We start from the raw sequence: 22,764 nt of genomic DNA, 5'->3' as shown, positions 1-22,764 counted from the left end.
GCCCATGACGCAGCCTGCCCGCCCGCTCCCACCTCAGCGGGCGGGGTCCCCGCCGGCGCCCGCCCCCGTTGCCATTCCCCCGCTCTCGGCCCGGGACCGTGCGAGCATCAGCGCCCGCCTGCGCCGCGAGCTTCGCTCCGTCCAGCGCGACCTGGCCCGGGCACACCATGCCCTGATCCGCCGCCACGACCTGGACGGTGCCCTGGCCGTCATGGCAGTCGTCCAGCAGCGTCTCGCCCGCCTAGCGCAGGAGCCGCCGGCGGCTCGGGTCCTCGCCACCGCCGTGGACCGTGCCCACGGTCACGTCGAGTTTGCCGTCCGGCGAGCTCAGGCCCGTGACGTGGACGGCGCCGTCCGCGGGATCACCCTCGCCGCGGGCGCCCTGCAGCGCGCCCTCGACACCGCCCTCGCCCAGAGGCAGCAGGCCGGCGGGCCCGAGCCCTGACCCCGGAGGTGGTGTACCGTGCCGGCACAGGCAGTGTCGTCTCCGCCCGGCGGCGACTTCATCTCGGCGGTTCGCCGCGCGCTGGCGGCCGTCCGGAGCGCCCAGGACCTGGCCCAAACCCTCTTCGCGTACGGCCACGATCACGTCGAGTGGATGCGCATGGCTCGCGGCACGCTCTCCCAGGCGCAGCGCTTCCTCGTCATCGCCGTCCAGCGGGCCGGACCTTCTTCGCCCGCGTGCACCGAACTCGGGAAGGCCGGGCAAGCGCTCGGCCTCCTCGATGCCACACCCCCCGACGCCCGACTCCACGTGGCCATGCACCACCTTCACCAGGCCGAGACCGCCCTTCTCTCGTGCCTCCGAACCCTTTACACCGCTCGGGTCTCTTCCGGTCCCCAGCCCGAATAGGAGGTCGATCCCGGTGCGCCGACTCCTCGTGCGCGTTCTCGCCGCGTTTCCCCTGCTCGTTGCCGCCCTCGCCGGCGCCTCCGCCGCCTGGGCCGCAGCCCCGCCGGTCGTCCAGGGTGCCGCCCGCCTCGTGAACGAGGCTACCTCATGGCTCCTCCTCCTCGTGCCAGGCACGGGCGGCTCCATGCTCGCCTACCACGCGCTCATGCGGAACGTCGACCCGGACGAGACCAACGTCCAACGCCACAACAGCGCCATGCGCAAGGTCCTCATCGGCACGGCCATCGCCGAGACGGCTGCAGGAACCATCAACTGGCTGTCCGGCTACTTCCAGTAATCCCGCCCGCCCGGCCAGCCCGATCCTACCGCCTGCCCCGGCTCCGGCAAGGGCCTTCGCTTCGCTTCGGCCGCCTGCGGCGGCGCCTCCGGCGCCCTTGCCTCTGCCGGGGCCGGCCGATCCCTTGCTCTCAGGCCGGGCGGGAAAGGGGGGAAGAGGTGCCCGTGAATCTCGTCGACGCCCTCAACCGGCTCGTCCAGGGTGCCGTGGAGCAATGGCTCGCCGACCAGGTGCGTCAGATCGCCACCTGGCTCCTCCAGTACACCGCGGACCTGCTCAAGGTCGTCTGGCTCGTTCCGGAGCCCTGGGTCCAGTCTGCTTACCAGGTCACCTCCGGAGTGGCTTGGAGCCTGCTGGGGCTGCGGGCCACCTTCGACGCCGTGCGGCTCTATCAGCTCCGGGCCGCCGGCGAGCCCCATCTCGACCCCCTCGTCTGGTTCCGCCGCACCACCCTCGGAGCCGCCGCCGTGGCGGGCAGCCCGTCCGTCGTCGGGCTCGTGACCCTCTTCGCCAACCTCCTCACCGACGATCTCGCCCGGGCCGGATTCGCCGTGGACGTCCAGCAGTGGGCGGAGACCCTCGTCGCCGGCCTGCTGCCCTTCCCGCTCTCCCCCACACCGTCCCCGGTTCCTGTCCTCCTGGCGGCCCTCTTCGTCGTCCTGATGCTCCTCGGCCTCCTCATCCTCCACTTCCAGGCCGCCATCCGCGGTGCTGAGCTGGCCGTCGCCTACGTCGCGGGCCCGATCCTCGCCGTCTCCGTCGCCGGCAACGACGACTTCCTCGCCTCCGGCACCTTCGCCGTCTGGTGGCGGGAAGTGCTCGTCGTCAGCCTCACCCAGGCCGTGCAGATGCTCGTCATGTACGGCGTCATCCACATGACCCTGGGCAAAGGCTTCGACTTCCGCAGCTTCGTCCTCGCCATGGCCCTCATCTGGGTCGGCGTCACCAGCCCCCGGGTGCTCCGCACCTACGCCTACTCCTCCGGCTTCGGGCGGGCGACCATGAGCCTGGCCACTCACGCGGCGGCCCACGTGCTCGCCCGCGCCGTCTGGTAGGGGGTGTCGCCCATCTCCGACCGCAGCTACCTCATCCCCCGGCAGGTGACCACCCGCTTCGAGTTCTTCCCCGGCTTCGGCTGGCCCGAGCTCTTCGCCCTGGCTGCCGCCATCGCGCTCGGTGCGGGCCTGGCCGCCCTCGCCGGCGGCCTCGGCCTCTCCCGGCCGGTGCGGGCTGCCCTCTTCGTCCTGCCCCCCGGCGCGGTGTGGCAGCTCGTCCGGGGCGGCCCGAACAGCCTCCTCGCCGCGCTCCAGCGGCTGCGCCTCTACCGCACCCATCCGCAGCGGTACCTTTACCGCCTCGGCGGGGCCTCCCCCGTCGCGCCGATCCCTGCAACACATCCGGGAGTCGGGCCTCTGACCTTTCTGTCCGCGGTGGTCCCCTTCCGCCGCCCCCGTTCGCAAGCCCAGGCTCGCTCGAGTCTCCCTCCCGCCGTGGGGGCCTGGTTTCCCGTCCAGGACGTGGACGACGCCGTCCTCGTCCGCCGGGACGGCGCCCTGGTGGCCGGCCTTTGGGTCCTTCCCGTCAACCTCAGCCTCTGCAGCAGCGCCGAGCAGGGCCGCATCATCGCCGCCGTGCACGAGGCCCTGAACGCCCTCCAGCACCCGGCCCAGATCCTCTCCGTCGCCCGGCCCGTCGACCTCGACGCCTACGTGCGGGGGCTCGAGGCCCGGCTCCAGGAGGTCGATCCCGCCCGGCAGAGGCTCCTGCGGCCCTACATCCGCTACGTCTCCGGTCTGGTCGCCAGCGGCGAGGCCCTGGAGCGCCGCTACTACGTGCTCCTGCCCCAGCCCCCCGGCCCAGGTGCCCGGGAGGAGCTCCTCCGCCGGGCCGCCGAACTGGCCGAGCGCCTGCGGCGCGCCGACCTGGAGGCGCACGTCCTCGGGGGCCGCGAGCTCCTCGACCTCCTCCACACCTGGAGCCACCCTGCCCAGGCCGCCTTCGAGCGGCTGCCGGACGGGCCTCCTTCCCTCACCACCTTCCTGGAGGTGCCCGAGCGGTGATCGCCCTCCGCCGCCAGACCCCGCCGGCCCGTACCCCCGCGCCGCCCCTCCTGGCCCCGGGGCTCGCCGACCTCATCGCCCCTGCCGGACTTGACTTCGAGCGCCACCGCCTCACCTTCGGCGACCAGTTCGGCCGGGTCCTGGCCATCACCGGGTACCCGCCCAAGGCTGGCCCGGCCTGGCTGGCCCGCCTGTTCGGTCTCCCCGGCGTTGTCGGCAGCCTCCACCTGGTCCCCACCGACCCGGACGCCCTGGTGCAGCAGCTCAATCGCAGCATCCTGGAGTTCTCGGCGCGCCTTCAGGGCGGACCTCGGAACGCCCTCATCGTCCAGCGCACCGAGCAGAGCCTCCGGGATGCCCAGGAGCTCCTCCGCAAGATCGACCAGGAGCAGCAGCAGGTCTTCGTCGCCGTCGTGGTGCTCCTCGTTCTGGGACGTGACCCCGAGGAGCTGGACCGGCGCACCCGCCGGGTCGAGGCCGCGGCGGCCGCTGCCGGCATGCGGGCCCGCACCCTCGCCTGGCTCCAGCAGGAGGGCCTCACCGCCGCCGGGCCCTGGGCCTGGCTACCGGAGCCCGTCCGCCAGGCCGCCCCCCGGCACCTCCCCAGCGAGACCGTCGCCGGCGCCTTCCCCTTCGTGGGGGGCGGGCTGAACCACGGCAGCGGCATCGTCTTCGGCCGAGACGCCCAGGGCGGCGTGGTGCTCGTCAACCGCTGGAGCCCTCCGCCCGACGCTGGTGCCGATGGCCCCAACATGACCGTCCTCGCCCGCACCCGCGCCGGCAAGTCCTTCGCGGTCAAGGTCATGGCCCTGCGGGAGTACCAGCTCGGCGCCCGGGTCCTCTTCATCGACCCCGAGCGGGAGTACAAGCCCCTCTGCGAGAAGCTCGGTGGCTCGTGGGTCGACGTCGCCGGCGGGGGCGGGGTGATCAACCCCCTGCAGGTGCGCCCGGTGCCCAGGGAGCCGGACGAGACCGCCGGCGCCGGGCGCCTCGGTAGCCCCCTGGCCCTGCACCTCCAGCGCGTGCGGACCTTCTTCCACCTCTACCTGCGCGACCTCACCGACCTCGAGCGTGCCGCCCTGGAGGATTCCCTCCTCGCCCTCTACGCCGAGTTCGGCGTCACCTGGGACACCGACCCGGCCGCCGTCCCCGTCTGGCCCACCACCCGGGACCTCCACGCCCGCCTCCAGGAGCGCGCCCGCCGCGACCCCGGGCGCTGGGACCGCCTCGCCGTGCTCCTGCGCCCGGCCGCCGAGGGGACCGACGCCGAGCTGTGGGCCGGCCAGACCACCGTCCCCGAGCACGCGGACGTCATCGTCCTGGACGTGCACAACCTCCACAACCTCGCCGAGCCCGTGCGCCGCGCCCAGTACTTCAACGTCCTGGGCTTCGCCTGGGACCTCATCCGCCGCGACCGCCAGTCGGAGCGCAAGCTCCTCGTCGTGGACGAAGCCTGGTTCCTCGCCGACCCCCAGGTGCCGGCCGCCCTCGACTTCCTTCGCGAGCTCTCCAAGCGCATCGCCAAGTACAACGGCGCCATCGTCACCATCACGCAGAACGTCGTCGACTTCCTCGCCCCCGAGGTGGCCCGCCAGGGGGAGGCGGTGATCGGCAACGCCACCTACAAGCTCCTCCTCCGCCAGGGGGAGCGCGACCTCGAGAAGCTCGCCCCCCTCCTGAACCTCACCGAGGCCGAGAAGGACCTCCTGGCCAGCGCACGGCGCGGTGAGGGGCTGCTGATCGCCGGCAACCAGCGGGTGCGCGTGCGAATCGAGGCGGCGCCCCACGAGCTCGCGCTCATCGACCCCGAGCAGGCCCGGGGCTTGGGCCTCGTGGAGTGAGCCGGCGTGCGGTCGGCCGCCTTTTTTGCCGCCGGGCTGGCGCTCCTCTTCGTCCTCTTCGTCGCCCGGATGTTCGCCGGACCACTCGCCGTCGTAAAGCACGTCCCCCTGGCCTCCCCCGCCGTGGTCCGGGCCGTCGTGGCCGCCGCCCGGCACGTGAGCGAGGCCACCCGGGTCCCGCCGCCCGAGGGCACCATCCTGGACGCGCCGGCGGGATACGACCCGGACGGGATCACCGTGCCGTGGCCGGAGGTTCTGGCCGTCCTCGCGACGCAGCGGGAAAACGACTTCGCCGGCCTCGAGGAGTCCCTCCCGGCCTGTGTGGACCGGGCGCCCCCCGGCTACGTCCGTGACCCCGGCGGCGGACCGGGCCGGTACGTCCGGCTGGAGCGCGACCGCCGGGGGCGCGAGCGCGCGGTGGACCCCGTGACCGTCTGTTCCGAGTGGTACCCTCGCGCCGCCTACGAGGCCGCCCGCGCCGTGGCCTGGGAGTATGCCGACGAGCACGAGGGCGCCGCCCGGGTCCGCCGCACGGAGTGTGAAACAACCCCCGACGGGCGCACGCGCTGCCGTACCTACGAGACCGACGTGACCGTGCGCTGGTACGAAGCCCGGTCCCTCGAGGAGGTCATGACCCGCCTGGGCTTGTCGGCCGCAGAGCGAGGCCAGGTACGCGCCTTCCTCGCCTTTGACCTCACCTCGCTCCGGGACCTGCACGACGCGCTCCCGGGAGGGGACGGGGCTCCCTGCGCCGCGCCGGGATGGCGGCCCGTACCGCAGCCCGGGTGGATCTGGCCCGTGCCCGGCGTGTTCCGCGTGACCTCCTGCTTCGGCCCGCGGGTGGATCCCGTCGAGCTCCTGGACGGCTTTCACGCCGGGCTGGACATCGGCGCGCCCACGGGTGCCATGGTGGTCGCGGCCCGTCCGGGCCGGGTCACGCAGACCGGCCCAGCCGGCGCGTGCGGGCTCGGGGTCCGCATCGACCACCTCGACGGCACCGCGACCCGGTACTGCCACCTGAGCCGGGTGGACATCCGACCGGGGGGCTGGATCGCCGGTGGCGCGGTGATCGGCGCCGTGGGCTCCACGGGCAAGAGCACCGGCCCACACCTGCATTTCGAGGTCTACCGGCACGCCGGCCCTGTGGACCCCCTGCTCTACTACCGCCCCTGACACTGGAGGTGGTTCCGTGCCGCCACTTTCCCCGCCTTGGGAGTCGACCGGCTCCTACGTGGACCGCCTGGAGGCCCTGCGCGCCGCAGTCCAGGCCCGCGACCACCGGGCCCTCGCCTGGGCCTACCGGGCCCTGGCGGCCGCCGGTGAGACGGATCAGGCACTGCGTGCCCTCGGAACCCTCTTTCCGCCTGTGTCCCTCCGGGAGGCCCTCGCCTGGACCGACCGCTGGCTCCGCGACCCGTTCAACGACGCGCTCCGCGCCCGGGGGGACGTGCGTTGGCAGGCCATGAACTGGCTTGACCACGGCCTGCGCTGGCACCTGTCCCGGGCACTTACGGCTGCTCTTCGCAGCGGACCAGTGCCCGAACTATAGGAGGTGCACCCCCTTGCCGTCCAGCCCCGACGAGGCGGCCCGGCAGTACCGGGCCGCCCTCCTCGCGCTGGCCCAGCACGAGGAGGCCCGGACCCTCGCCACCCAGGCCGCCCATGAGGCCCGCGTCGCCCTCTCCGCGGTGGCCCCGGGCCATCCCTACCTGGGTATGTCACCCGAGGAGATCACCCACTCCCTCGGCGGCCTGGGCCTACATCCCCTCCAGGCCCTCGTGGAGATTTTCCTGCGCTCGTCGGAGTCCGCGCGCTCCGTCTCGCCCGAAGCCGCCCTTCTCGCCGGCAGTCTCGCCGTCACCCAGGCCCGGCTCGTCGGCAGCCCGCCCGTCGGCACCGTGCTCCGGCGGGTGTTGGAGGTGGCCTCCCGTCAGGCTCTCCCGGCGCCCGAACCCTGATCCCCTGGAGTGACTCCTCATGCTCGTCGCCGCCCTCCTCTCCCCCGCCACCGCGGAGGTCTTGGAGGCCGTCCGCCCTCTCGGCGAGGTCGCCTGGGTCAGCGTCCGGCAGCGCGACGCGGCCGCCACCCAAGCCGACTTCGAGGCCGCCGCCCGCGCCGCGGCGGATGTGCTTCTCCTCGACGCCGGCGCCGGCCCGCCCGAGGCCCTCCTCGCCGGCGCCCGGCAGTACCGCGTGGCCCGCCCGGACAGCCGCGTCGTCCTCCTGGCCCCCGGCCGCCTCCCGGGCGACCCCGTTGTCGCCGGGATGGTCGCCATCGGCGTCTACGACATCCTCGCCCCAGATGAGGCACCGGGGTGGGAGTCCCTCCTGCGGGACGCCCTCACGGGCCCGCCGGCCACCTACGCCCACGCGGCACGCTGGGACGCCGCGCACCCGGGCGTCGGGCAGCCCCGCGCCGCCCCGGAGCGGGTGCGCGTCGTGGAGCGCGTCCAGCGCGTCCCCCTGGGCGGCCGCCCCGTCGTCCTCGCCGTGGTCGCGGCAGCCCCCGGAGCCGGCGCCACCCACACGGCCCTGGCCGTGGCGGGGTATCTGGCCCGCCACGGCTACCGGGTCGGCCTCGTGGAGCTCTGCCCCCGCCCGGCACTGGCTTGGCTCCTGCGCTCCCTCAGCCGTGACCCCGGGACGGGCCCGGACGGGGTTTGCCTCGTACCCGGAGTCACCGTCTACGCCCTCCCCATCCCCGCAGCCGGTGAGCCCGCACACCTCCCGGATGCCGCCCAGCGTCTGGCGCCCCTCCTGCAGGACCGGTCCCGGCACGAGTACCTCGTCCTCGACCTCGGGGCCTCCCCGCCAGACGATCCCGAGCTGGCCCGCGCCGACCTCGGCATCGTCATCCTGAGCCCTGCGCCCTGGCGGCTGCGGGAGGCCCTGCGGTGGACGGAGGGGAGCGCGCCATCTCACTGGCGCTTCGCCCTCACCCCCGCGACCTCGCCTCCGGAACCCTTTGCCAACCTCGGTGCCGCCCTGCACCCTCTCCCCTGGGTGCCGCCTTCCGCCTTGCCGGGGTACGAGCATGCAGATCCCGCCCTGGACGCCGCGCTTCAGGCCCTCCTGGAGCCCGTTCTCCTCCGTTCTCAGGCTCGGCCCGGCCGGTCGATCGCCGCGCTCCTCCCCGCCGTCTCCGGCCTGTGGCGCCGGCTCCGTCCGGTGCTTCTGCCGGTCGCCCTCGTATACCTCGCCGCCGCCTGGGCGCGCCTGGCCCTGGTGTCAGGCCCGGCCGACCGCCCGCCAGCCTGGGCGGCACCGGGCGCTGCCATCCTCCGCATCTTCGGCCTGGTCGACTGATCGGCGACGGGGGCGGAGATTGCGCCGGACCGATGGCGGAGAAGATCGAGCCGGTCACCTCCCGCTGAGGTACCGGCTCAGATCCCGGTAGAAGTTCTCGTGCTGCCCGATGGCCAAGAGCTGCACAACCTGACGATCTGGTTGGACACGATACGCCAGAAGCCACCTGGCGCTCTGCGCCTCGAACTTCTCCACGAACACGTCCCGAAGGACGCCTTTCTTTCGGTCCCCCTTGTACGGGTTCTCGGCGATGCGGCGGATCTCCTCATCCAAGGCCCGCTTGACCTCAGGCGGCAGCTTCTTCGCCATCCGGTTGAACCTGGGGGCGGCCTCAACCCTGAACCCCTGCATCTCCGCCGACGTCCCCGAACTCGTACGGCTCGGCAAGCCCCGCGTCCAGTTCTGCCTGGGCCTCAAGGATCGCCTCGATCATCTGGAACGACAGGTCCGGGTTGTCTTCGGCGATCATGGCGATCTCCAGGTAGCGCCGCACCTGGTCCGAAGGCTGACGATGCTGACCCTTCGCCCGGGCTTCCAGGACACGCTTCAGCTCGTCCGGGACCCGGACCGAGAGCGTGGCCATTGGCTATCCCTCCGCGCGCGATGTGTGACATCATCATACAACGCTGACGGGCAAGAGTCAACCTGGCCCGCTGAGCTGGGCGCCGCGAGAAGATGCATCGAAAGGAGGCCCCGCATGTCGCTCTCCGTGCCCCGGCCCGCCTTCGGGCGGGCCGCATCGCCATCCGACCCGCCTCCCGTGGCCCCCAGCTTCCGACCCCGGCTCCTCTGCGCCGTTTGGGGCCCCAAGGGCGGGGTCGGAAAGTCCACTGTCGCCGCCAACTTGGCCGCCGCCATCGCCCGAACCGGGCGGCCGGTCCTCGCCCTCGACCTCGATCTCCGGGCGCCCGCCCTGGGTGTCCACTTCGGGCTCGCTTCGCCCGGCGGTCTGGCCACGCTCCTCGGGGAGGCGGTCACCACCGACACCGTCCGGCACCACGCCCGCCCGGCCCCCGGGGCCCCGGGCGTCCACGTCCTCACCGCCTCCCCCTCCGACCTCCTCAGCCTCGGCGCGGAAGAGGCCGACCGCCTGATCGCCGCCTGCCTCGACGCCTGGGACGTGGTGGTGGCGGACTGCGCCTCGCCCATCGACGAAGCCACCACCTTCGCCGCCCTGCGTGCCGCGACCCTGGTTTACCTCGTCGTGGACCAGGACCGCGTCGCGGTGGAGACGGCCTGGGAGGCCCTCCGCCTCGCCGCCGACGCCGGCATCCCCCGGGACCGCGTGCGCCTCGTCGTCAACCGCTACCTGCCCGGCTACGGCATCCCCGTGAGTGCCATCGAACAGTACCTGGGCCTGCGCGCCCGGGCCGTCATCCCGGCCCAGCCCTTGGCCTACCTGCGCGCCGTCCAGGAGGGAAAGCCTTGCGGCCTCAGCCTGAACGGCAAGCCGGACAACCCCTGGGCCCGCCTGGCCGCCGACGCCCTCGGCACCGAAGCCCCGGCGGCCCCCCGTCACGGCTTCCTGACCCGCCTCTTCCGCCGCCGGACCCGGGAGGTGGTCGGCCGTGGCTAAGGTCAACCTGCACGACGAGATCCTTCGTCGGCGCCGTACCCACGAGGGCCACCGGACGGCCAGCGCTGGGGAACTCGTCACCGCCCGGCTACTGCAGCGTCACGCCCCGGCCGTTGCCCGCGCCCTGGCGGACCCGGGGGCCGCCCAGGAAGCCCGGGAGGCCATTTCCGCCGCCCTCCGGATGGAGAGCCTCACCTCCGGCGAGCGCGACGCCCTGGCCCGCCAGCTCGCCAGCCAGGTCCTCGGCTTCGGCAAGCTCCAACCCCTGGTGGACGACCCCACCGTCACCGAAGTGCTCGTCAACGGCCCCGGCTCCGTGTGGGTGGAGCGGGCCGGCCGCCTCGAGCGCGCCGCCATCGACGTTTCCGGCCCCGAGCTCCTCCACCTCGCCCAGCGCCTTGCCGCCCAGGCCGGGCGGGAGCTCACCGAGAACCGCCCTCTTGCCCTCCTCACCCTGGAAGGCGGCATCCGGGTCCGCATCGTCCAGGCGCCCGCCACCCGACAGGGGGTCGTCATGGCGATCCGCAAGCCCCCGTCCCCCGGGCGGCCCATCGGGCCCCAGGAGCTCGTCGCACTGGGTTCTCTCACCCCGGACATGCTCGACTTCTTCGCCCTCGCCGTACGGGCCAGGCTCAACATCCTCGTCCTGGGCGAGACCGGCAGCGGCAAGACGACGGTCATTCGCAACCTCCTGCGCTTCGTCTCCCCGGAGGAGCGCCTCGTCATCGTCGAGCAGGCCGCCGAGCTGGTCCTGGGCGACCCGGACCTCCACGTTGTCAACCTGGAGGCCGTCGAGCGACCCCGTGACCCCATCCCCATCTACGAGCTCTTCCGGGCCGCGCTCCAGCTCCGGCCCGACCGCTTCGTCCTGGGCGAACTCACCGGCCCCCACGAGGCCGCCGACCTCATCGAGGCCATGAGCGCGGCTTTCCGGGGCGGCATCACCTCCTTCCATGGCGACTCGCCGGAGGACGTGATCCGCCGCCTCACCCTCCTCCTCATGCGGGCCGGGTTCCAGCTCAGCGAGGACCAGACCCGGCGGATGCTCCACGAGACGCTGGACCTCCTCGTTTTCTGCCGGCGCTTCCGCCAGGACGGCAGTCGCAAGGTGGTCCGGGTGGTCGAGGTCTGCTCCCTCGACAGCGGCGAGCCTTTCCGGGATCTCTTCCGCTTCCGCTACCGCGGCCTGGACCCAGGCGGCCGCGTCGTCGGCGACTTCGAGTACCGCGCCCACCTGACGGCGCCCCGGCGCCGCCGCGCCTGGGAGTTCGGCGTCCCCTTCCCTGAGGAGTTCGGCGGCACGGGGGAGGACGAGCAGCCGTGATCCCCATCCTCCTCTTCGCGGCAGCGGTCTTCGCCGGCACGTACCTGCTCCTCACCCCTCCGCAGGCCTTCCGCGCCCCCACCCGAGTCCGGTCTCCCCGCTCCACAAGACCCCTGCTGCCTGGGCTAGTTGCCCGGCCAATACCCTTCCTCCGGGCGGCGTCGGCGCTCGCCGCCGCGGCCCTCGCCGCAGCCCTGTACGGGCTCTTCTTCCGCAGTGTGCTAGCCGCACTCGCTGCCGCGCCGGCCGGCTGGATGCTCGCGCAGCTCCTTACGCAGACCGTCCTTCGCCTCCGGGAGCGCCGTGTTCGGGCCGCCTGGCGGGTGGCCATCGACCTGTTCCCCGACTTCCTGGAGGCGGCGGGCTCGCCCCTCCGCGCCCTCGCCCAGGTGGCCGACCGGGCGCCCGATCCGGTGAAGTCCGCCCTCCACGAGGCCCTGGCCCGCCACGCCACCGGCGAGCCCCTGGGTGCCGCCCTGACAGCCGCCGCGCCCGGGCGTGACGAGGTCCACCTGTTCGCCCGCCTGGTCGAGCTCACCCGGTACAAGTTCCAGGACGTCGGGCCCGCCTTCCGGCGCCTGGGCCGGGCCCTGCACGAGCAGCATGTTCTGGAGGCTGACCGAAGGGCCGAGGTCGCCGGCGCCCGTCTCATGGCACTCCTCCTGGCCGCCGGCCCCGTGGTGCTCCTCTTCGAGGAGACGGCCGCCTTGCCTGCCGTCCGGGACACGCTGCTCGGCCCCGGTCGCCTCGTCGTGCCTATCTCGGCCGCCCTCACCAGCCTCTCCGTCTTCCTCCTCGTCCGCGCCGGGAGGTCCCTCGCATGATCCCCGCCTTCGTCCTGTTCGTCGCCAGCGTCACCGCCTTCGCTTACACCCTGCTCGCGCCGCCGCCGCTCCGGCCGCGGCGGGTGCCCCTCATCCGGCGCCAAGCATGGTCGGACGCTTTGGCCGCTCGCCTGCCGCGCCCGGTCCAGGCGCGCCTTGACGCCGTAGGGTGGCCGCCCACCAGCGCGGTCGCCCTGATCCTGGGCGGCATTCTGGCTGCGCTCCTTTTCCTGCCCGCGCTCGGGTTCAAGGCGCTTCTGCTCGCCCTCGCCGTGGCCGGCCTGTCCCTCTGGTCCCTGGAGGGCGAGTACCGGCGCTGGCAGGCCGAGATCTTCCGGGAGCTGCCCATGCTGGCCGACCTCTTGGAGATCCACCTCGCCGCCGGTGACACGCCACTCAGAGCCCTCGCCGGGGCCGCCCCCCTCCTCTCCGGCCCCCTCCGCTTACAGGTGCAGCAGGCCCTCGCCCGGGCGGCACTCGGCCAGGACTTCTCCGCTGCGGTCCACTCTCTGGGTCAGGTGACCGGCCGCCCCGAGATGGCCGCCGTCGCCGCGCGGCTTGCCGCCGCGCTCCAGGCTCGCGCCACGGGCCAGGAGGCCTTCGCCACCCTGTCCGACTCCCTCCGCCGTACGGCGGAGGCCGAGGTCCGGGAGGTCTCCCGCCGGATGCCCGCCGCCTTCGCCCTCATCGCCATGCTTGGGCTCTTCAACCTGGCGGTGGTGATCGGCGGGCCGATCCTCCTGGCCTCGCTCCACTCGCTTGCCCGCCCTTGACCCGTACGGGAGGTGATCCCATGCCGGCCATCCCTGCCCGCAGCCGGGCGCCGCCCGCCGACCCAGCCCGGCTGCAATCCGACTCACCGGAGGTGAACCCCATGACCGGCCGCCTGAAGGCCTTCTGGCTCCGCCTCGTCCGCGAGGAGCGTGGCGGGATGGACAGCCTCGTCTACGTCGTGATTGGCCTCCTCTTCGCCGCCGCTATCTACGTGTTCATGAACGGCACCGCCCTGCCGGCCGTGACCAGCTGGCTCCAGGCCGTCATCAACAAGGTGACGGCCATCCAGTGAGACACCTGGGGGCCGGCGCCCACCGGCCCCTTGTCTCCTGCCGAAAGGACGGTGAGTCTGCTTGCGCTTTCGCCTTCCCCACGGCCAGCGCGGTTCCGCCGAGGTCATCGGCCTGATGGGCGGCCTCCTTGTCGCAGGGTCTGCTCTCCTGGGCGGTGCCCAGGTGGCCCGTACCTCCGCCGTGCAGGCCCACCTCAAGCGGGTCGCCGAGGCCGTGGCCGAGAACGTCAGCGAGAACGGCTGCTACGACGCCCGCACCGACGCCCAGGTCCGGAGTTACCTCGACCAGGCCGGCCTGGACCCCTCCCGGCTGGCCCTGAGCGCCACCACCAACCGACAGCCCTATGGCGAGGGCGTCCAGGCCCGGGTCGAGTACCTGCTGCCGATCACCCTGCTCGGCCTCGAGACCCCGCTCAGGGTCCGCGTGGCGGCCACCGCAACCGCCGTGTCCAACCACGTCGCCCCGGTCCGGAACAACGCCTGCACCCAACCCACGTTTGCCGGCGCCACCGGCTCGGCGGGCATCGAGTCGGGTGACGCCCGCACCCCGGCCCCCCAGCACGGCCCCGCCCCGGGCGCCGGGGCACAGCCCAACCAGCACGCGTTCCAGCCCTGGCGGGATTCGGAGGGAACTCCGGCCCGGTCGGACGCTCCCAAGTGCGGGCCTGTCACCAAGACCCGGAGGGTCACCAAGTACCGGGACGAGGCGTACCAGGTGCAGGTCGGCAGCCGGGAGGAGACGCGGTACCGCGAGGAAACCTATCAGGTGCCGGTCCAGCGCACCCGGACCGTCACCCGGTACCGCAAGGAGACCTATCAGGTGCAGGTGGGGACGCGGCAGGAAACCAAGTACCGGGAAGTCACCAAACGCAAGAAGGTCTGCTCGGGCACCTTGTACAAGCGGTGCACCTACCGCACGTATCGGGACCTCGAACCGTACACCGTCAGCGTCCCCATCTATGAGACGCGCACCCGGCAGGTGCCGTACGAGGTCACAGAGACCTACACCGAGCACGAGACCCGCACCCGGCAGGTGCCGTACACCGTGACCGTACCCGTCTACGAGACCCGGACCCGGCGCATCCCCTACGCCGAAACGGAGACCTATGTGGAGAACGTGCCTTGCCCCGGCGGCGGGACGGCATGACGCACGGATGGATGCTGAGACCATGATTGCCCCGATCATCACGGACCAGCGCGGCAGTCTGGGCATCCTGGCTGCCGCGCTGCTCCTCCTGTTCGCCGCCGTCCTCGCCGGCTTCGCCATAGTGCACGAGGTCGCCGCCGCCCGCTCCCGCATCGAGCAGGCTCTGGTCGCCGCCCTCGATGCCGCCGCCGCCCAGACCGACCCTCTCCTTATGGCCGCCACGGGCCGCGCGGAGATCGTCGAACCCCGTGCCCGTGCGGCCTTCCTCCATGCCTTCCCGCAGTTCGCCGGCCTCTCGGCGGGCTGGGCACCCCCTCCTGCCGACCCCGTGATGGCCGGTCCCGTCGTCCTGGAGGACTTCCGGGTGTACCGCGCCGCAGACGCAGGCACCCGGGACCCCCTCGGCCAGCCCGTGTCCGGGCCCAGCGTCTACGCCCAGGTGCGCTTTCCCGTCACGGTCCGCTTCCTCGGTCTGCCCGCCTCCCGCATGGACGTGCGCGTCGCCACCCGCCAGGCTGCCCCGAGCTACGACCAGCCCTCTGGCTCCTGGCAGTACCGCTGACCCCCCGCCCGGGCATGTCCATTCTGCCGCCCGTGCCGGCTCCGGCAAGGGCCTCCGCTCCGCTCCGGTCCCGCCGGGACGCCCTGCGGGCGCCCTTGCCTCTGCCGGCCCCGGCTGGCTCCGCAACGCTCAGCCCGGGCGGGGCGGGTGCGGTAGGACACACCGGCGGCCGGTTCCGGCACGCTCCTGACCGGAGCCCAGTGCCTACGTTGTGTGTTGCTATCGTCTCGTGGTACATTAATGTCACGAGGTGATAGCGCATGGCGACGGTCAAGAAGATCGTCTACTTGACCGACGACCAGGAACGGATCCTCAAGCGCCTGGCCGAGGAGGAAGGGCTGAGCGAGACGGAGATCGTCCGGCGGGCCATCGAGGCGTACAGCCGGGCCCGCACCCGCGACCCGCTGCTGGACACCATCGGCATCGCCCAGGGCGGGCCGGAGGACGGGGCGGTGAACCATGACCGCTACCTTTACGCCCGGAAGTAAGCTCTTCATCGACACGGGGGCGTTCATCGCCCTGGCCAACGCCGCCGACCGGATGCACGCCGAGGCCGCCGCGTTCTACCGGTCGCTGTCCCCCCGGATCGTCCGGCTTACGACCGCCGCCGTCCTGGGGGAGACGTACACGTTCCTGCGATACCACCTCGGGCGGACACCCGCGCTCCGATGGTTGGACACGATCGAGGACGCGGTGGCGACCGGCCACCTGAAGGTGATCTACCCCGACGCGGCAGCGGACAAGGCCACCCGGGATACGCTGCGGCGCTATGCCGACCAGGACCTGTCCTACACGGACGCCTTGACCCTCGTGGTGCTCGAGATGGAGTCCGTCGAGCACGTCTTCGGCTTCGACCACCACCTCGCGCTGACCGGGCGGGTGCTCCTGCCCGGTCCGGGACGAGCTGATCGACGGGAGGGGTGAATGCACGTGAACGTTCGCAAGCTGGCAGTGGCCATCGTTCTGGCTGCGGTGGTCGTCTCCACCGCCTCGCCCGCCCTGGCCTTCCCGGCCACCGCGTTCGACGACTGGGCCACCATCGAGCTCAGTCATCCCTGGGCCCATGGGTACGTGGCCCTGGCCGCTGCTCTCGAGATCATGAAGGGATTCGACCGCGGCGATGTGCCCATCGACCCGGGCAACGGCCAGCCACCCGTCCTGTATCGGGAGCTCTACGAACGATATAAGGACGACCCCGACCCGCTGAACGACGTCATCCGCAGCATGCCCCCTACCTACCCGGGAACCGACGGCCTCCTGGCACCCCGTGAGTTCGCCATCAAGGTCCCCTTCACCCGAGCCCAAGCGGCCGCGGCCGTGGCCCGCGTCGGGTTCGGGGTGTTCGGCGGCACCGTACCTCTCCGGCCGGGCGTTCCTGCGTTCGCCGACGTGGACGACGCGGCGTGGTACGCGCCCTACGTCCACACCCTCCAGAACGAGGGGATCATCGACATGGCGCAGCACCGCCAGGGCGAGGCGTACCGCTTCGAGCCCGAGCGGCCCATCACCCGGGGCGAGCTGGCCGCCTGGATCGGCGCCGTCCTCCGTCGCCTGGACGTGACTCCGGAGGACCTCAAGAACGTCCAGCCCATGCGGTGGGTCAACCCTCAGCACGCGCACCGCTGGGTGGGCAAGTGGGACGAGATCCCCTGGGAGTGGGTCGAGATCCCCCAGCCCGGTGACGTGCCTCCGACCTTCATGGACCTGTCGATGAGCTACCCGGGGTCCGAGAACATCCGCTACGCGGCCCAGCTGGGCGTCGTGTCCGGCTATGACGAGGGCGGCAGTCGGGTCTTCCGCCCCGCCCAGCCCGTCACCCGCCTGGAGGCCGCCAAGATGCTCGTGGTCCTGGCGAACCTCCTGACGGATGATCCGCCCACGGTCGAGGAACTGGTCGAGATCAGCAACAAGGCCGCCGCGATCGACGGGGAGATCGGCGACTGGGTCCGGCCTGACACGACCTACCGGCAGATCTACGACCGGATCCGCCAGTCGGACCTCCCGAAATACGTCACTTGGGATGGGCTCTTCGCGGACGGCGGGGCTGCGTCGGGGGCCTGGTCCGGACGCAAGCTCCCCCGCCCGGGTGGCCGCCAGCGGATCGTCGCCGCCCGCCCCGTCTTCCTCGGCACCCGCTTTGCAGTCCTCGATGCCGTGGAAGCCGTGACGAACCAGCTCATGCCGGGCACCTCGTACTACGGACGGATGCTCTTCTATGTCCGGGACCAGGAGGGGTGGAAGGAGAGCGACATGCTCGGGCCGGGTGCCCTGCCGGCCTGGTGGACGAAGGACCACTGCGACGAGTTCGGCCGGTGCCGCGAGTAGCTCCGGCCTCGCCTGACGGCACACCCTGCATCCGCAGGCCCGCACCGTCCGGTGCCGGGCCTGCTTCTTCTCGCCCTTCCGTGGGAGGTGACGCGCTTGCGTTCGCGTCGAGCATGGCTGGCTTTTTCTGTGGCCCTCGTCCTCCTCGCCGCCTCCCCCGCTGCCGCCGGCAAGAGCCTCACGCAGCAGCTCGCCGAGCAGAAGGTGAAGTACGAGGAGGCCAAGAAGCGCGGCGATACCGCCGCCATGGAGGCGGCCCACCGCCGGACAAATGAGCTCCGCGCCCAAGGGGCCAACGAAAGCAAGGCCATGGACCTCTACCGCCAGATGACCTCGGGTGGAGGTGGTAGCAGCGGCCGTCCCGGTGGTGGCGGCGGGAGTTCCTCCGGCGGTTCGGCCGGCCGAAGCTCATCGCCGACTTCGGGCAGCAGCGCCTTCGACCGAATGGAGAAAGCCGTCCAGCAGGCAAAACAGGATTGGCAGACTGCCTACGACGCGTTCCGGGCTGCCCAGGCCCGCGACGACGCCGCTGCCATGCAGGCCGCCCAGCAGCGGATGAACGAGGCCCACGAGCGGGCCGAACGGGCGCGCAGCGACTACAGCCGCAGCACCGGCCTGCAGCCGCCGGAGTGGCTGCTGTCCACGGGCACCGGCCGCCGGGAGGACTACACCTCCGGCAGCGGCGCGGGTGGCCAAGCAGGCAGGAGCGACCGGTATCCCACCGGCGGTGCCGGCTCACTCTACCAACCGCCCGAGTCGTATGCCCGGATCGGTTACGGCGCCCTCGCAGGCTTCACCCCCCTCCTGGTCGACGGGAAGCCCCTCATCGGCAGCGACGGCCAGCCCGTCATGGTGGCGCAGTTCGCCGCCAACCAGAACAAGGGCTCGGGCGGCACCATCTCGGCCATCCCCACCGACAAGCTCACGCCCGAGCAGCTCCGGCGCTTCCGTGACGCCGGCTTCGCCGTCGAGGGCAACATGATCCTCGTGAGCGCCCACTACTACGCGGCCACGGGCACGGGCAGCTCCGGCCCCAAGGCCGACGTGGGCTGGAAAGCGAGCGCGCCCCGGGAACTCAACATGGTGACGCCCGTCGGAGCCGTCTCGCCGGAGGTGGCCGACACCCTGCTCTCCACCTTCCCCGGCGGGTGGTCCTGGTCCTATGACACCCGAGCCGGCATCATCCGCACCCCTGGCGGCATCGTTGACATCTCCCTCAATAGCCCCGGCCGCGGCGGTTCCGGCGTGGGCAGCGGACCTGGCGTAACCATCACGCCGCCTGACACCGTTCCCGTGAGCATCCTTTCCGTAACCGTCACGCCGAACCCCGTCACTGAGGGACAGACCCTCACCGTCACCGCCAAGACCATGGGGCCTGTGACCCAGGGCCTCGCCACGTTCGGCTGGGGCCAGCAGTCCCGCCTCTCCGGCTCCGGTGACACCTGGACGGCGACCGTGACGGCCCCGGCCGCGCCGCAGGAAAAGACCTACCCCATCACCGTCGTCGTCGCCGGTGACAGAGGCCAGACAGCCACCCGCCAGGCGTCCGTCACCGTGAGGCCCGCCCCGCCGAGCGTCCGCAGCGTCACCCTCTCCCCGAACCCGATCAAGTTCGCCGATATCCTGACCGTCAGCGTCGAGCTCACGGGGCGGGCGGCCAGCGTCTCCGCGTACGTGCAGTACCGCCGGTCGGACTACGAGCAGAAGGGCGGCAACCCCGTGATCACCCTGACCCAGGTCTCCGGCCAGGCCCCGGGGACCACCGTCTGGCGGGGTACCAAGAAGGTCGACTGGATCACGCTCGACGAGTGGCAGGACGTCATGGCCGAACGCACCCTGGACCCCTACACCGTCACCGTCACGGCCGACGGCCCCGCCGGCCGGGACACCGCCCCCGGCCAGGTGACGATCCAGGGGACCACCATCTGGGTGGTGCCCGTGCCCGACTGACGCATGCGGGCGGGAGGCCCCCCTGCCTCCCGCCCTTCCCCACTTCCCAAGGTGGTGAACGGCTTGTACCTGCGCAAACCCTACGCCCTGCTCCTCTCCTTCACGGTGGCCTCCGCCTCCGCCCTCTTCCTCTTCCGCCAAGCTCAGGCCATCGGCCCCGGCGAGGAGCCGGTCCCCGTGGTCTTCGCCAAGGCCCACGTCCGGGCGCTCCAGCCTCTGCCGGCCGCCGCCCTCGAGGTGCGCGAGATCCCGCGCCGGGCCGCTCCCGCCGAAGCCCTGGCCGGCGTCGACCAGGCCGCGGGCAAGGTCGCTGCCCAGGACATCCTCCCCGGCCAGGTCCTCCTCCCCGGCATGCTGATCGACGCGCCCATGCGGAGGGGACTCCTGGAGGGCGAGGTCGCCTTCGAGGTCCCCCTCGCCCAGAATACCGGCCTCTACCTCCGCCCCGGCGACTCCGTGGACGTGATCGCCACGCCGCAAAACAGGGCGCAGTCCGGGCAGCCGCCGCAGGAGGCCGCCGCCCAGATCGTCGCGCGGGGCCTGCGTGTCGTCGCCCTCAAGACCAGCTCCGGCGCCGACGTCGATCCCGACAAGGCCCCGGGCGGGCTCATGGGCGTCGCCGGCGGACCCGCTGTCGCCGTACTCGCCGTCCCGGCTGACCTCGTTCCCCTGCTGGCCTGGCACCTGGAAGCCGCGAAGGTGCGTCTGGTTGTAGACCCCTGGGCAGCTTAATTTCGACATCTGGCACCAACCATGTGCTAGACTGGTGCTAAACTGGTCCCAGGAGGCCATCGGGACGTCCTGATGGGAGTACGAGAAGACACCTCGGGGGCGAGGACGAGTAGGTCTACTGAGCCGCCCTCCCTGGAAGCGTACCCGGAATCGAGTTGCTGACGCGGGTTACGGTGGGGGTATCGGCATGAGTGACACCATCACCCTTCCAAACCTCACGATCGACCGGGAAGCCCTCGCCGGTTTCTGCCGCCGTCACCGGATCAAGAAACTCACGTTCTTTGGTTCGGTCCTCCGCAACGACTTCCGCCCGGATAGCGACATCGACGTTCTCGTCGAGTTCCGACCTGGGACGGCGGTTACGTACTTTGCGCTCGCTCGCATGGAGCGAGAACTCTCTGCCCTTTGCGGAGGCCGCAAAGTTGACCTCGTTACCCCGAATGCCCTCCACCCACTGATTCGAGAACGTGTTCGCGCAACAGCGAGGGTCGAGTATGTCGATCCCAGATAAGAACGACCCGACTGGCCATCGCCTATCTCCGTCGCAAAACACGCAAGCATCTCGAGGAAGATCCCATGGTTCAGGATGCAGTTGTCCACTGCATCCAGATTACCGGGGAGGCCGCCCGCAACGTTTCCGCGGATTTCCGCCAGGCCCACCCCGAGATCCCCTGGGCCGACATGATCGGCATGCGTAACCGCGTCGTCCATGAATACCTCGGCGTGGATCTCGACGTCGTGTGGAGTACAGTCCGCACGGATCTTCCCAGGCTAGTCCGCGTCATCGACCGCCTGCTCCAGCCCGGTCCAGAACTCGAATCCTGACTTACTGACCTCAACTAACCTGATGCCAGTTCGCCCAATGCTACACTGAACACCGGGACCATCAGCGCAGCTCCATCGAGACGTCGGATCCGCGTGGTGGCCAGGCTGATGTAAGGTCGGGGGTGAACTCCGTTGGTAGAGCCCCCTCGCCGAGACGCACCGGCGCTCTCACCGGAACAGCGAAGGGCATTCCGTGAGGGCTGGAAACGGCGTGCCGAGGAACACGCCAAGCGACTGCAGGAGCTGGCGGCTGAGGCGCGTACGAAGTCCGCCGTTGCCGCGAAGCACCTCCGCCAACACTGCGGTGTCAAGCGAGTGCTCCTTTTCGGTTCTCTTGCCCGGGGAGACTTTCGAGCGGACTCCGATATCGATCTCTGTGTCGACACCCTGCCTCCGCACCTTTTCTACGCTGTTTACGCCGAACTGGAGCGCATCGTCGCCCCTTTTGACCTGGACCTTCTTGTCTTGGAGGATCTCAACCGCCCCGAACACCACGAGTTGAGGGCCGTCATCCTCCGCGAAGGGATGGAGCTGCCTTGAAGCAGCCCTCGGCGCCCGTGCTGCGGCCCGGGTGGCTCGTCATCTGCGGGTGGTCTTAAATCTCAAGAAACGGGTATAGTCGAGGCCAGAGCCACCCCTTGCGAAGGAGGAGGTTCTCCTTGCCCGCCTCTCCCGATCGCCCGCAGTCACCCAGACACCCTACTGTTCGTGAGATGCGGCGGCTCTTGAGGGCCGAAGAACGTGATGAGTCCCGGCGTCGACGCCAGCTCGCCCGGGAAAGGGCTCGGGCGGTGGCAGAGCTCCTCCACGAACGCTACGGTGCAGCAGCCGTCTACCTCTACGGGTCCCTTGCCTGGGGGGGCTTCCGACCCGGATCGGACATCGACCTCCTGATCGTCGGCGGCCCGCCACCCGCAAAGTGGTGGCAGATGGAGGTCGACGCCGAAGCCATCGCGGCGCCGTTTCCTGTCAGCATCGTGTCTGCGGATCGCGCCTTGCCCACCCTACGCGAGAAGGTCTTCTCCCAGGGGGTTCGCCTGCTGTGAAGCTTCGCCCCTTCCTCCTCCTGGAGGCCGAGATCCGGCGCGAGCTCTCCAACCTCGATGCGGTGCGGGAGATGCTTCGCAACCGGAAGCTCTGGGACAATCCTGACTCCCTGGTCCAGCTCGAAGACGATCCCCTGCTCCTCAAGGGCGTGGCGGCGTCGATTGCAGACTACTACCTCGGCGTGGAGAACATCTGCAAGACGGTAGCTCAAGCCATCGACCACCAGCTCCCGTCAGGCGAGGACTGGCACAAGAAGCTGCTCCAGCAGGCGTCCCTTGATATTCCTGGGCTTCGCCCGAGCTTGATATCCCAGCCAACCTACGCCGCCCTCGACGAGCTCCGCCGCTTCCGCCACGTCGTTCGCAACGTGTACGGCCACCTGCTGGACCCAGAAAGGGTGGCCGCCCTCCTCGCCCGTCTACCCCAGATCGATACCGGTGTTCGTAGGGACATCGAGACTTTCCTCAACAGACTGCGACGAGAGGCCACGCGAGAGCGGCGTCAGGAGAACGTCGACGGTCCCGAACCGGAGTGACCCATAGCACCCCACTGTGCACGGTCCGGCCAGCAACCGCTGTGCCGGCGTTTTTTTGCCCCCGAAACACAAACGAGGAGGTCTCGCCATGAAGGTCAAGGTCTCGCACGTTCACCTCACCAGCTCCGAGGACAAGGCCACTAAGGGCTTCGCCCACGTGACCGTCGAAGGCGCCATCGCCATCCACGGCATCCGCATCGTCGAAGGCAAGAACGGTCTCTTCGTCGCCTTCCCCTCCGAGAAAGGCAGGGACGGCAACTACTACGAGACCGTCCACCCCGTCACCGCCGAAGCTCGCCAGGCGATCCAGAAGGCCGTGCTTGAAGCCTTCGAGCGCGCCCAGTCCAAGGCCCAGTCCGGTCCAGACCGCTAACGGGGAGCACCGCACTCGGTCCGCGCCTCATCCTGTCCGTCTTCCCCCGCCCGGTCGGCGAGACCGGGTTCCTCGATCGCC

30 protein-coding genes are annotated in these 22,764 nt (G+C 71.2%); 28 read left to right on the top strand and 2 right to left on the bottom strand.

The genetic code is table 11. The features are described 5' to 3' along the window. The first annotated feature begins 4 nt into the window (after window positions 1-4). From caldi_RS04285 to caldi_RS04240, 10 genes are all read left to right on the top strand, one after another. On the top strand, window positions 5-445 hold the full coding sequence (locus caldi_RS04285) for a hypothetical protein (RefSeq protein WP_264843876.1): 441 nt from the start codon (window positions 5-7) through the stop codon (window positions 443-445). Window positions 446-463: 18 nt separating this feature from the next. Continuing rightward, a complete protein-coding gene (locus caldi_RS04280) occupies window positions 464-853 on the top strand; it encodes a hypothetical protein (RefSeq protein ID WP_264843875.1) in 390 nt (129 codons plus the stop codon). A gap of 13 nt (window positions 854-866) precedes the next feature. Continuing rightward, entirely contained in the window at window positions 867-1,190 is a 324-nt protein-coding gene (locus caldi_RS04275) for a hypothetical protein (protein WP_264843874.1), read from the top strand. Window positions 1,191-1,348: 158 nt separating this feature from the next. After that, window positions 1,349-2,245 (top strand): conjugal transfer protein TrbL family protein, encoded by an 897-nt coding sequence (locus caldi_RS04270; RefSeq protein WP_264843873.1) that lies wholly within the window; start codon window positions 1,349-1,351, stop codon window positions 2,243-2,245. Between the two features lie 3 nt (window positions 2,246-2,248). Next, entirely contained in the window at window positions 2,249-3,250 is a 1,002-nt protein-coding gene (locus caldi_RS04265) for a hypothetical protein (RefSeq protein WP_264843872.1), read from the top strand. After that, window positions 3,247-5,091: a VirB4 family type IV secretion system protein gene (locus tag caldi_RS04260; RefSeq protein ID WP_264843871.1), complete on the top strand. Its 1,845-nt coding sequence runs from the start codon at window positions 3,247-3,249 to the stop codon at window positions 5,089-5,091. Before caldi_RS04265 ends, caldi_RS04260 begins: the two co-directional genes overlap by 4 nt. Before the next feature lie 6 nt (window positions 5,092-5,097). Beyond that, the gene (locus caldi_RS04255) at window positions 5,098-6,264 is read left to right on the top strand and encodes a M23 family metallopeptidase (RefSeq protein ID WP_264843870.1); all 1,167 of its coding nucleotides are present in this window, start codon (window positions 5,098-5,100) and stop codon (window positions 6,262-6,264) included. 16 nt (window positions 6,265-6,280) lie between these two features. Beyond that, entirely contained in the window at window positions 6,281-6,640 is a 360-nt protein-coding gene (locus caldi_RS04250) for a hypothetical protein (protein ID WP_264843869.1), read from the top strand. 13 nt (window positions 6,641-6,653) lie between these two features. Next, window positions 6,654-7,049, top strand: a complete 396-nt coding sequence (locus caldi_RS04245; RefSeq protein WP_264843868.1) for a hypothetical protein — start codon at window positions 6,654-6,656, stop codon at window positions 7,047-7,049. Window positions 7,050-7,068: 19 nt separating this feature from the next. Continuing rightward, window positions 7,069-8,397, top strand: coding sequence for a P-loop NTPase family protein (locus caldi_RS04240; protein WP_264843867.1), 1,329 nt, complete (start codon window positions 7,069-7,071; stop codon window positions 8,395-8,397). A 54-nt stretch (window positions 8,398-8,451) separates the two neighbouring features. On the opposite strand, the gene caldi_RS04235 is transcribed toward caldi_RS04240, so the two are convergent. Further along, window positions 8,452-8,748, bottom strand: a complete 297-nt coding sequence (locus caldi_RS04235) for a type II toxin-antitoxin system RelE/ParE family toxin (RefSeq protein ID WP_264843866.1) — start codon at window positions 8,746-8,748, stop codon at window positions 8,452-8,454. Beyond that, window positions 8,729-8,980: a TA system antitoxin ParD family protein gene (locus tag caldi_RS04230; protein ID WP_264843865.1), complete on the bottom strand. Its 252-nt coding sequence runs from the start codon at window positions 8,978-8,980 to the stop codon at window positions 8,729-8,731. The genes caldi_RS04235 and caldi_RS04230 overlap by 20 nt, the downstream gene beginning before the upstream one ends. A gap of 114 nt (window positions 8,981-9,094) precedes the next feature. Between caldi_RS04230 and caldi_RS04225 the strand changes: the two genes are divergently transcribed. The 18 genes from caldi_RS04225 to caldi_RS04140 all read left to right on the top strand — a co-directional run bounded on the left by caldi_RS04225 (window position 9,095) and on the right by caldi_RS04140 (window position 22,683). After that, the gene (locus caldi_RS04225; RefSeq protein WP_264843864.1) at window positions 9,095-9,973 is read left to right on the top strand and encodes an AAA family ATPase; all 879 of its coding nucleotides are present in this window, start codon (window positions 9,095-9,097) and stop codon (window positions 9,971-9,973) included. Next, a complete protein-coding gene (locus caldi_RS04220) occupies window positions 9,966-11,297 on the top strand; it encodes a CpaF family protein (protein ID WP_264843863.1) in 1,332 nt (443 codons plus the stop codon). The genes caldi_RS04225 and caldi_RS04220 overlap by 8 nt, the downstream gene beginning before the upstream one ends. Beyond that, window positions 11,294-12,121: a hypothetical protein gene (locus caldi_RS04215; RefSeq protein WP_264843862.1), complete on the top strand. Its 828-nt coding sequence runs from the start codon at window positions 11,294-11,296 to the stop codon at window positions 12,119-12,121. The genes caldi_RS04220 and caldi_RS04215 overlap by 4 nt, the downstream gene beginning before the upstream one ends. Next, window positions 12,118-12,894: a type II secretion system F family protein gene (locus tag caldi_RS04210; RefSeq protein ID WP_264843861.1), complete on the top strand. Its 777-nt coding sequence runs from the start codon at window positions 12,118-12,120 to the stop codon at window positions 12,892-12,894. Before caldi_RS04215 ends, caldi_RS04210 begins: the two co-directional genes overlap by 4 nt. A 20-nt stretch (window positions 12,895-12,914) precedes the next feature. Next, window positions 12,915-13,187, top strand: a complete 273-nt coding sequence (locus caldi_RS04205) for a hypothetical protein (RefSeq protein WP_264843860.1) — start codon at window positions 12,915-12,917, stop codon at window positions 13,185-13,187. A 61-nt stretch (window positions 13,188-13,248) separates the two neighbouring features. Beyond that, window positions 13,249-14,334 (top strand): hypothetical protein, encoded by a 1,086-nt coding sequence (locus tag caldi_RS04200; RefSeq protein WP_264843859.1) that lies wholly within the window; start codon window positions 13,249-13,251, stop codon window positions 14,332-14,334. 22 nt (window positions 14,335-14,356) lie between these two features. Next, entirely contained in the window at window positions 14,357-14,896 is a 540-nt protein-coding gene (locus caldi_RS04195; RefSeq protein WP_264843858.1) for a hypothetical protein, read from the top strand. Window positions 14,897-15,156: 260 nt separating this feature from the next. After that, window positions 15,157-15,384 (top strand): ribbon-helix-helix domain-containing protein, encoded by a 228-nt coding sequence (locus caldi_RS04190; protein ID WP_264843857.1) that lies wholly within the window; start codon window positions 15,157-15,159, stop codon window positions 15,382-15,384. After that, window positions 15,356-15,820, top strand: a complete 465-nt coding sequence (locus tag caldi_RS04185) for a type II toxin-antitoxin system VapC family toxin (protein WP_264843856.1) — start codon at window positions 15,356-15,358, stop codon at window positions 15,818-15,820. Before caldi_RS04190 ends, caldi_RS04185 begins: the two co-directional genes overlap by 29 nt. A gap of 6 nt (window positions 15,821-15,826) precedes the next feature. Continuing rightward, window positions 15,827-17,221, top strand: coding sequence for an S-layer homology domain-containing protein (locus caldi_RS04180; protein WP_264843855.1), 1,395 nt, complete (start codon window positions 15,827-15,829; stop codon window positions 17,219-17,221). Window positions 17,222-17,317: 96 nt separating this feature from the next. After that, window positions 17,318-19,171, top strand: coding sequence for a hypothetical protein (locus caldi_RS04175; protein WP_264843854.1), 1,854 nt, complete (start codon window positions 17,318-17,320; stop codon window positions 19,169-19,171). Between the two features lie 63 nt (window positions 19,172-19,234). After that, the gene (gene cpaB, locus caldi_RS04170) at window positions 19,235-19,903 is read left to right on the top strand and encodes a Flp pilus assembly protein CpaB (protein WP_264843853.1); all 669 of its coding nucleotides are present in this window, start codon (window positions 19,235-19,237) and stop codon (window positions 19,901-19,903) included. Between the two features lie 187 nt (window positions 19,904-20,090). Then, entirely contained in the window at window positions 20,091-20,414 is a 324-nt protein-coding gene (locus tag caldi_RS04165; RefSeq protein WP_264843852.1) for a nucleotidyltransferase family protein, read from the top strand. Beyond that, on the top strand, window positions 20,411-20,728 hold the full coding sequence (locus tag caldi_RS04160; RefSeq protein WP_319951821.1) for a HepT-like ribonuclease domain-containing protein: 318 nt from the start codon (window positions 20,411-20,413) through the stop codon (window positions 20,726-20,728). Before caldi_RS04165 ends, caldi_RS04160 begins: the two co-directional genes overlap by 4 nt. Before the next feature lie 315 nt (window positions 20,729-21,043). Beyond that, window positions 21,044-21,268 (top strand): nucleotidyltransferase family protein, encoded by a 225-nt coding sequence (locus caldi_RS17720; RefSeq protein WP_406568120.1) that lies wholly within the window; start codon window positions 21,044-21,046, stop codon window positions 21,266-21,268. A gap of 251 nt (window positions 21,269-21,519) precedes the next feature. Then, the gene (locus caldi_RS04150) at window positions 21,520-21,774 is read left to right on the top strand and encodes a nucleotidyltransferase family protein (RefSeq protein WP_264843850.1); all 255 of its coding nucleotides are present in this window, start codon (window positions 21,520-21,522) and stop codon (window positions 21,772-21,774) included. Then, on the top strand, window positions 21,771-22,310 hold the full coding sequence (locus caldi_RS04145) for a ribonuclease toxin HepT-like protein (RefSeq protein ID WP_264843849.1): 540 nt from the start codon (window positions 21,771-21,773) through the stop codon (window positions 22,308-22,310). The genes caldi_RS04150 and caldi_RS04145 overlap by 4 nt, the downstream gene beginning before the upstream one ends. An 88-nt stretch (window positions 22,311-22,398) precedes the next feature. Beyond that, on the top strand, window positions 22,399-22,683 hold the full coding sequence (locus caldi_RS04140) for a SpoVG family protein (RefSeq protein WP_264843848.1): 285 nt from the start codon (window positions 22,399-22,401) through the stop codon (window positions 22,681-22,683). The last annotated feature ends 81 nt before the right edge of the window (window positions 22,684-22,764 follow it).

Origin of the sequence: Caldinitratiruptor microaerophilus, from assembly GCF_025999835.1 — a bacterium.
Lineage (GTDB): Bacteria > Bacillota > Sulfobacillia > Symbiobacteriales > ZC4RG38 > Caldinitratiruptor > Caldinitratiruptor microaerophilus.
The sequence above is the reverse complement of the archived record's forward strand: the minus strand, read 5'-3'. Positions and strand labels throughout refer to the sequence as shown.

Excerpts from the sequence above, each read along its gene's own strand:
- caldi_RS04285 (WP_264843876.1), top strand. The coding sequence starts at position 5 with ATGACGCAGCCTGCCCGCCCGCTCCCACCTCAGCGGGCGGGGTCCCCG.
- caldi_RS04240 (WP_264843867.1), top strand. The coding sequence starts at position 7,069 with ATGCTCGTCGCCGCCCTCCTCTCCCCCGCCACCGCGGAGGTCTTGGAG.
- caldi_RS04235 (WP_264843866.1), bottom strand. The coding sequence starts at position 8,748 with ATGCAGGGGTTCAGGGTTGAGGCCGCCCCCAGGTTCAACCGGATGGCG.
- caldi_RS04230 (WP_264843865.1), bottom strand. The coding sequence starts at position 8,980 with ATGGCCACGCTCTCGGTCCGGGTCCCGGACGAGCTGAAGCGTGTCCTG.
- caldi_RS04225 (WP_264843864.1), top strand. The coding sequence starts at position 9,095 with ATGTCGCTCTCCGTGCCCCGGCCCGCCTTCGGGCGGGCCGCATCGCCA.
- caldi_RS04210 (WP_264843861.1), top strand. The coding sequence starts at position 12,118 with ATGATCCCCGCCTTCGTCCTGTTCGTCGCCAGCGTCACCGCCTTCGCT.
- caldi_RS04205 (WP_264843860.1), top strand. The coding sequence starts at position 12,915 with ATGCCGGCCATCCCTGCCCGCAGCCGGGCGCCGCCCGCCGACCCAGCC.
- caldi_RS04195 (WP_264843858.1), top strand. The coding sequence starts at position 14,357 with ATGATTGCCCCGATCATCACGGACCAGCGCGGCAGTCTGGGCATCCTG.
- caldi_RS04190 (WP_264843857.1), top strand. The coding sequence starts at position 15,157 with ATGGCGACGGTCAAGAAGATCGTCTACTTGACCGACGACCAGGAACGG.
- caldi_RS04185 (WP_264843856.1), top strand. The coding sequence starts at position 15,356 with ATGACCGCTACCTTTACGCCCGGAAGTAAGCTCTTCATCGACACGGGG.
- caldi_RS04165 (WP_264843852.1), top strand. The coding sequence starts at position 20,091 with ATGAGTGACACCATCACCCTTCCAAACCTCACGATCGACCGGGAAGCC.
- caldi_RS04140 (WP_264843848.1), top strand. The coding sequence starts at position 22,399 with ATGAAGGTCAAGGTCTCGCACGTTCACCTCACCAGCTCCGAGGACAAG.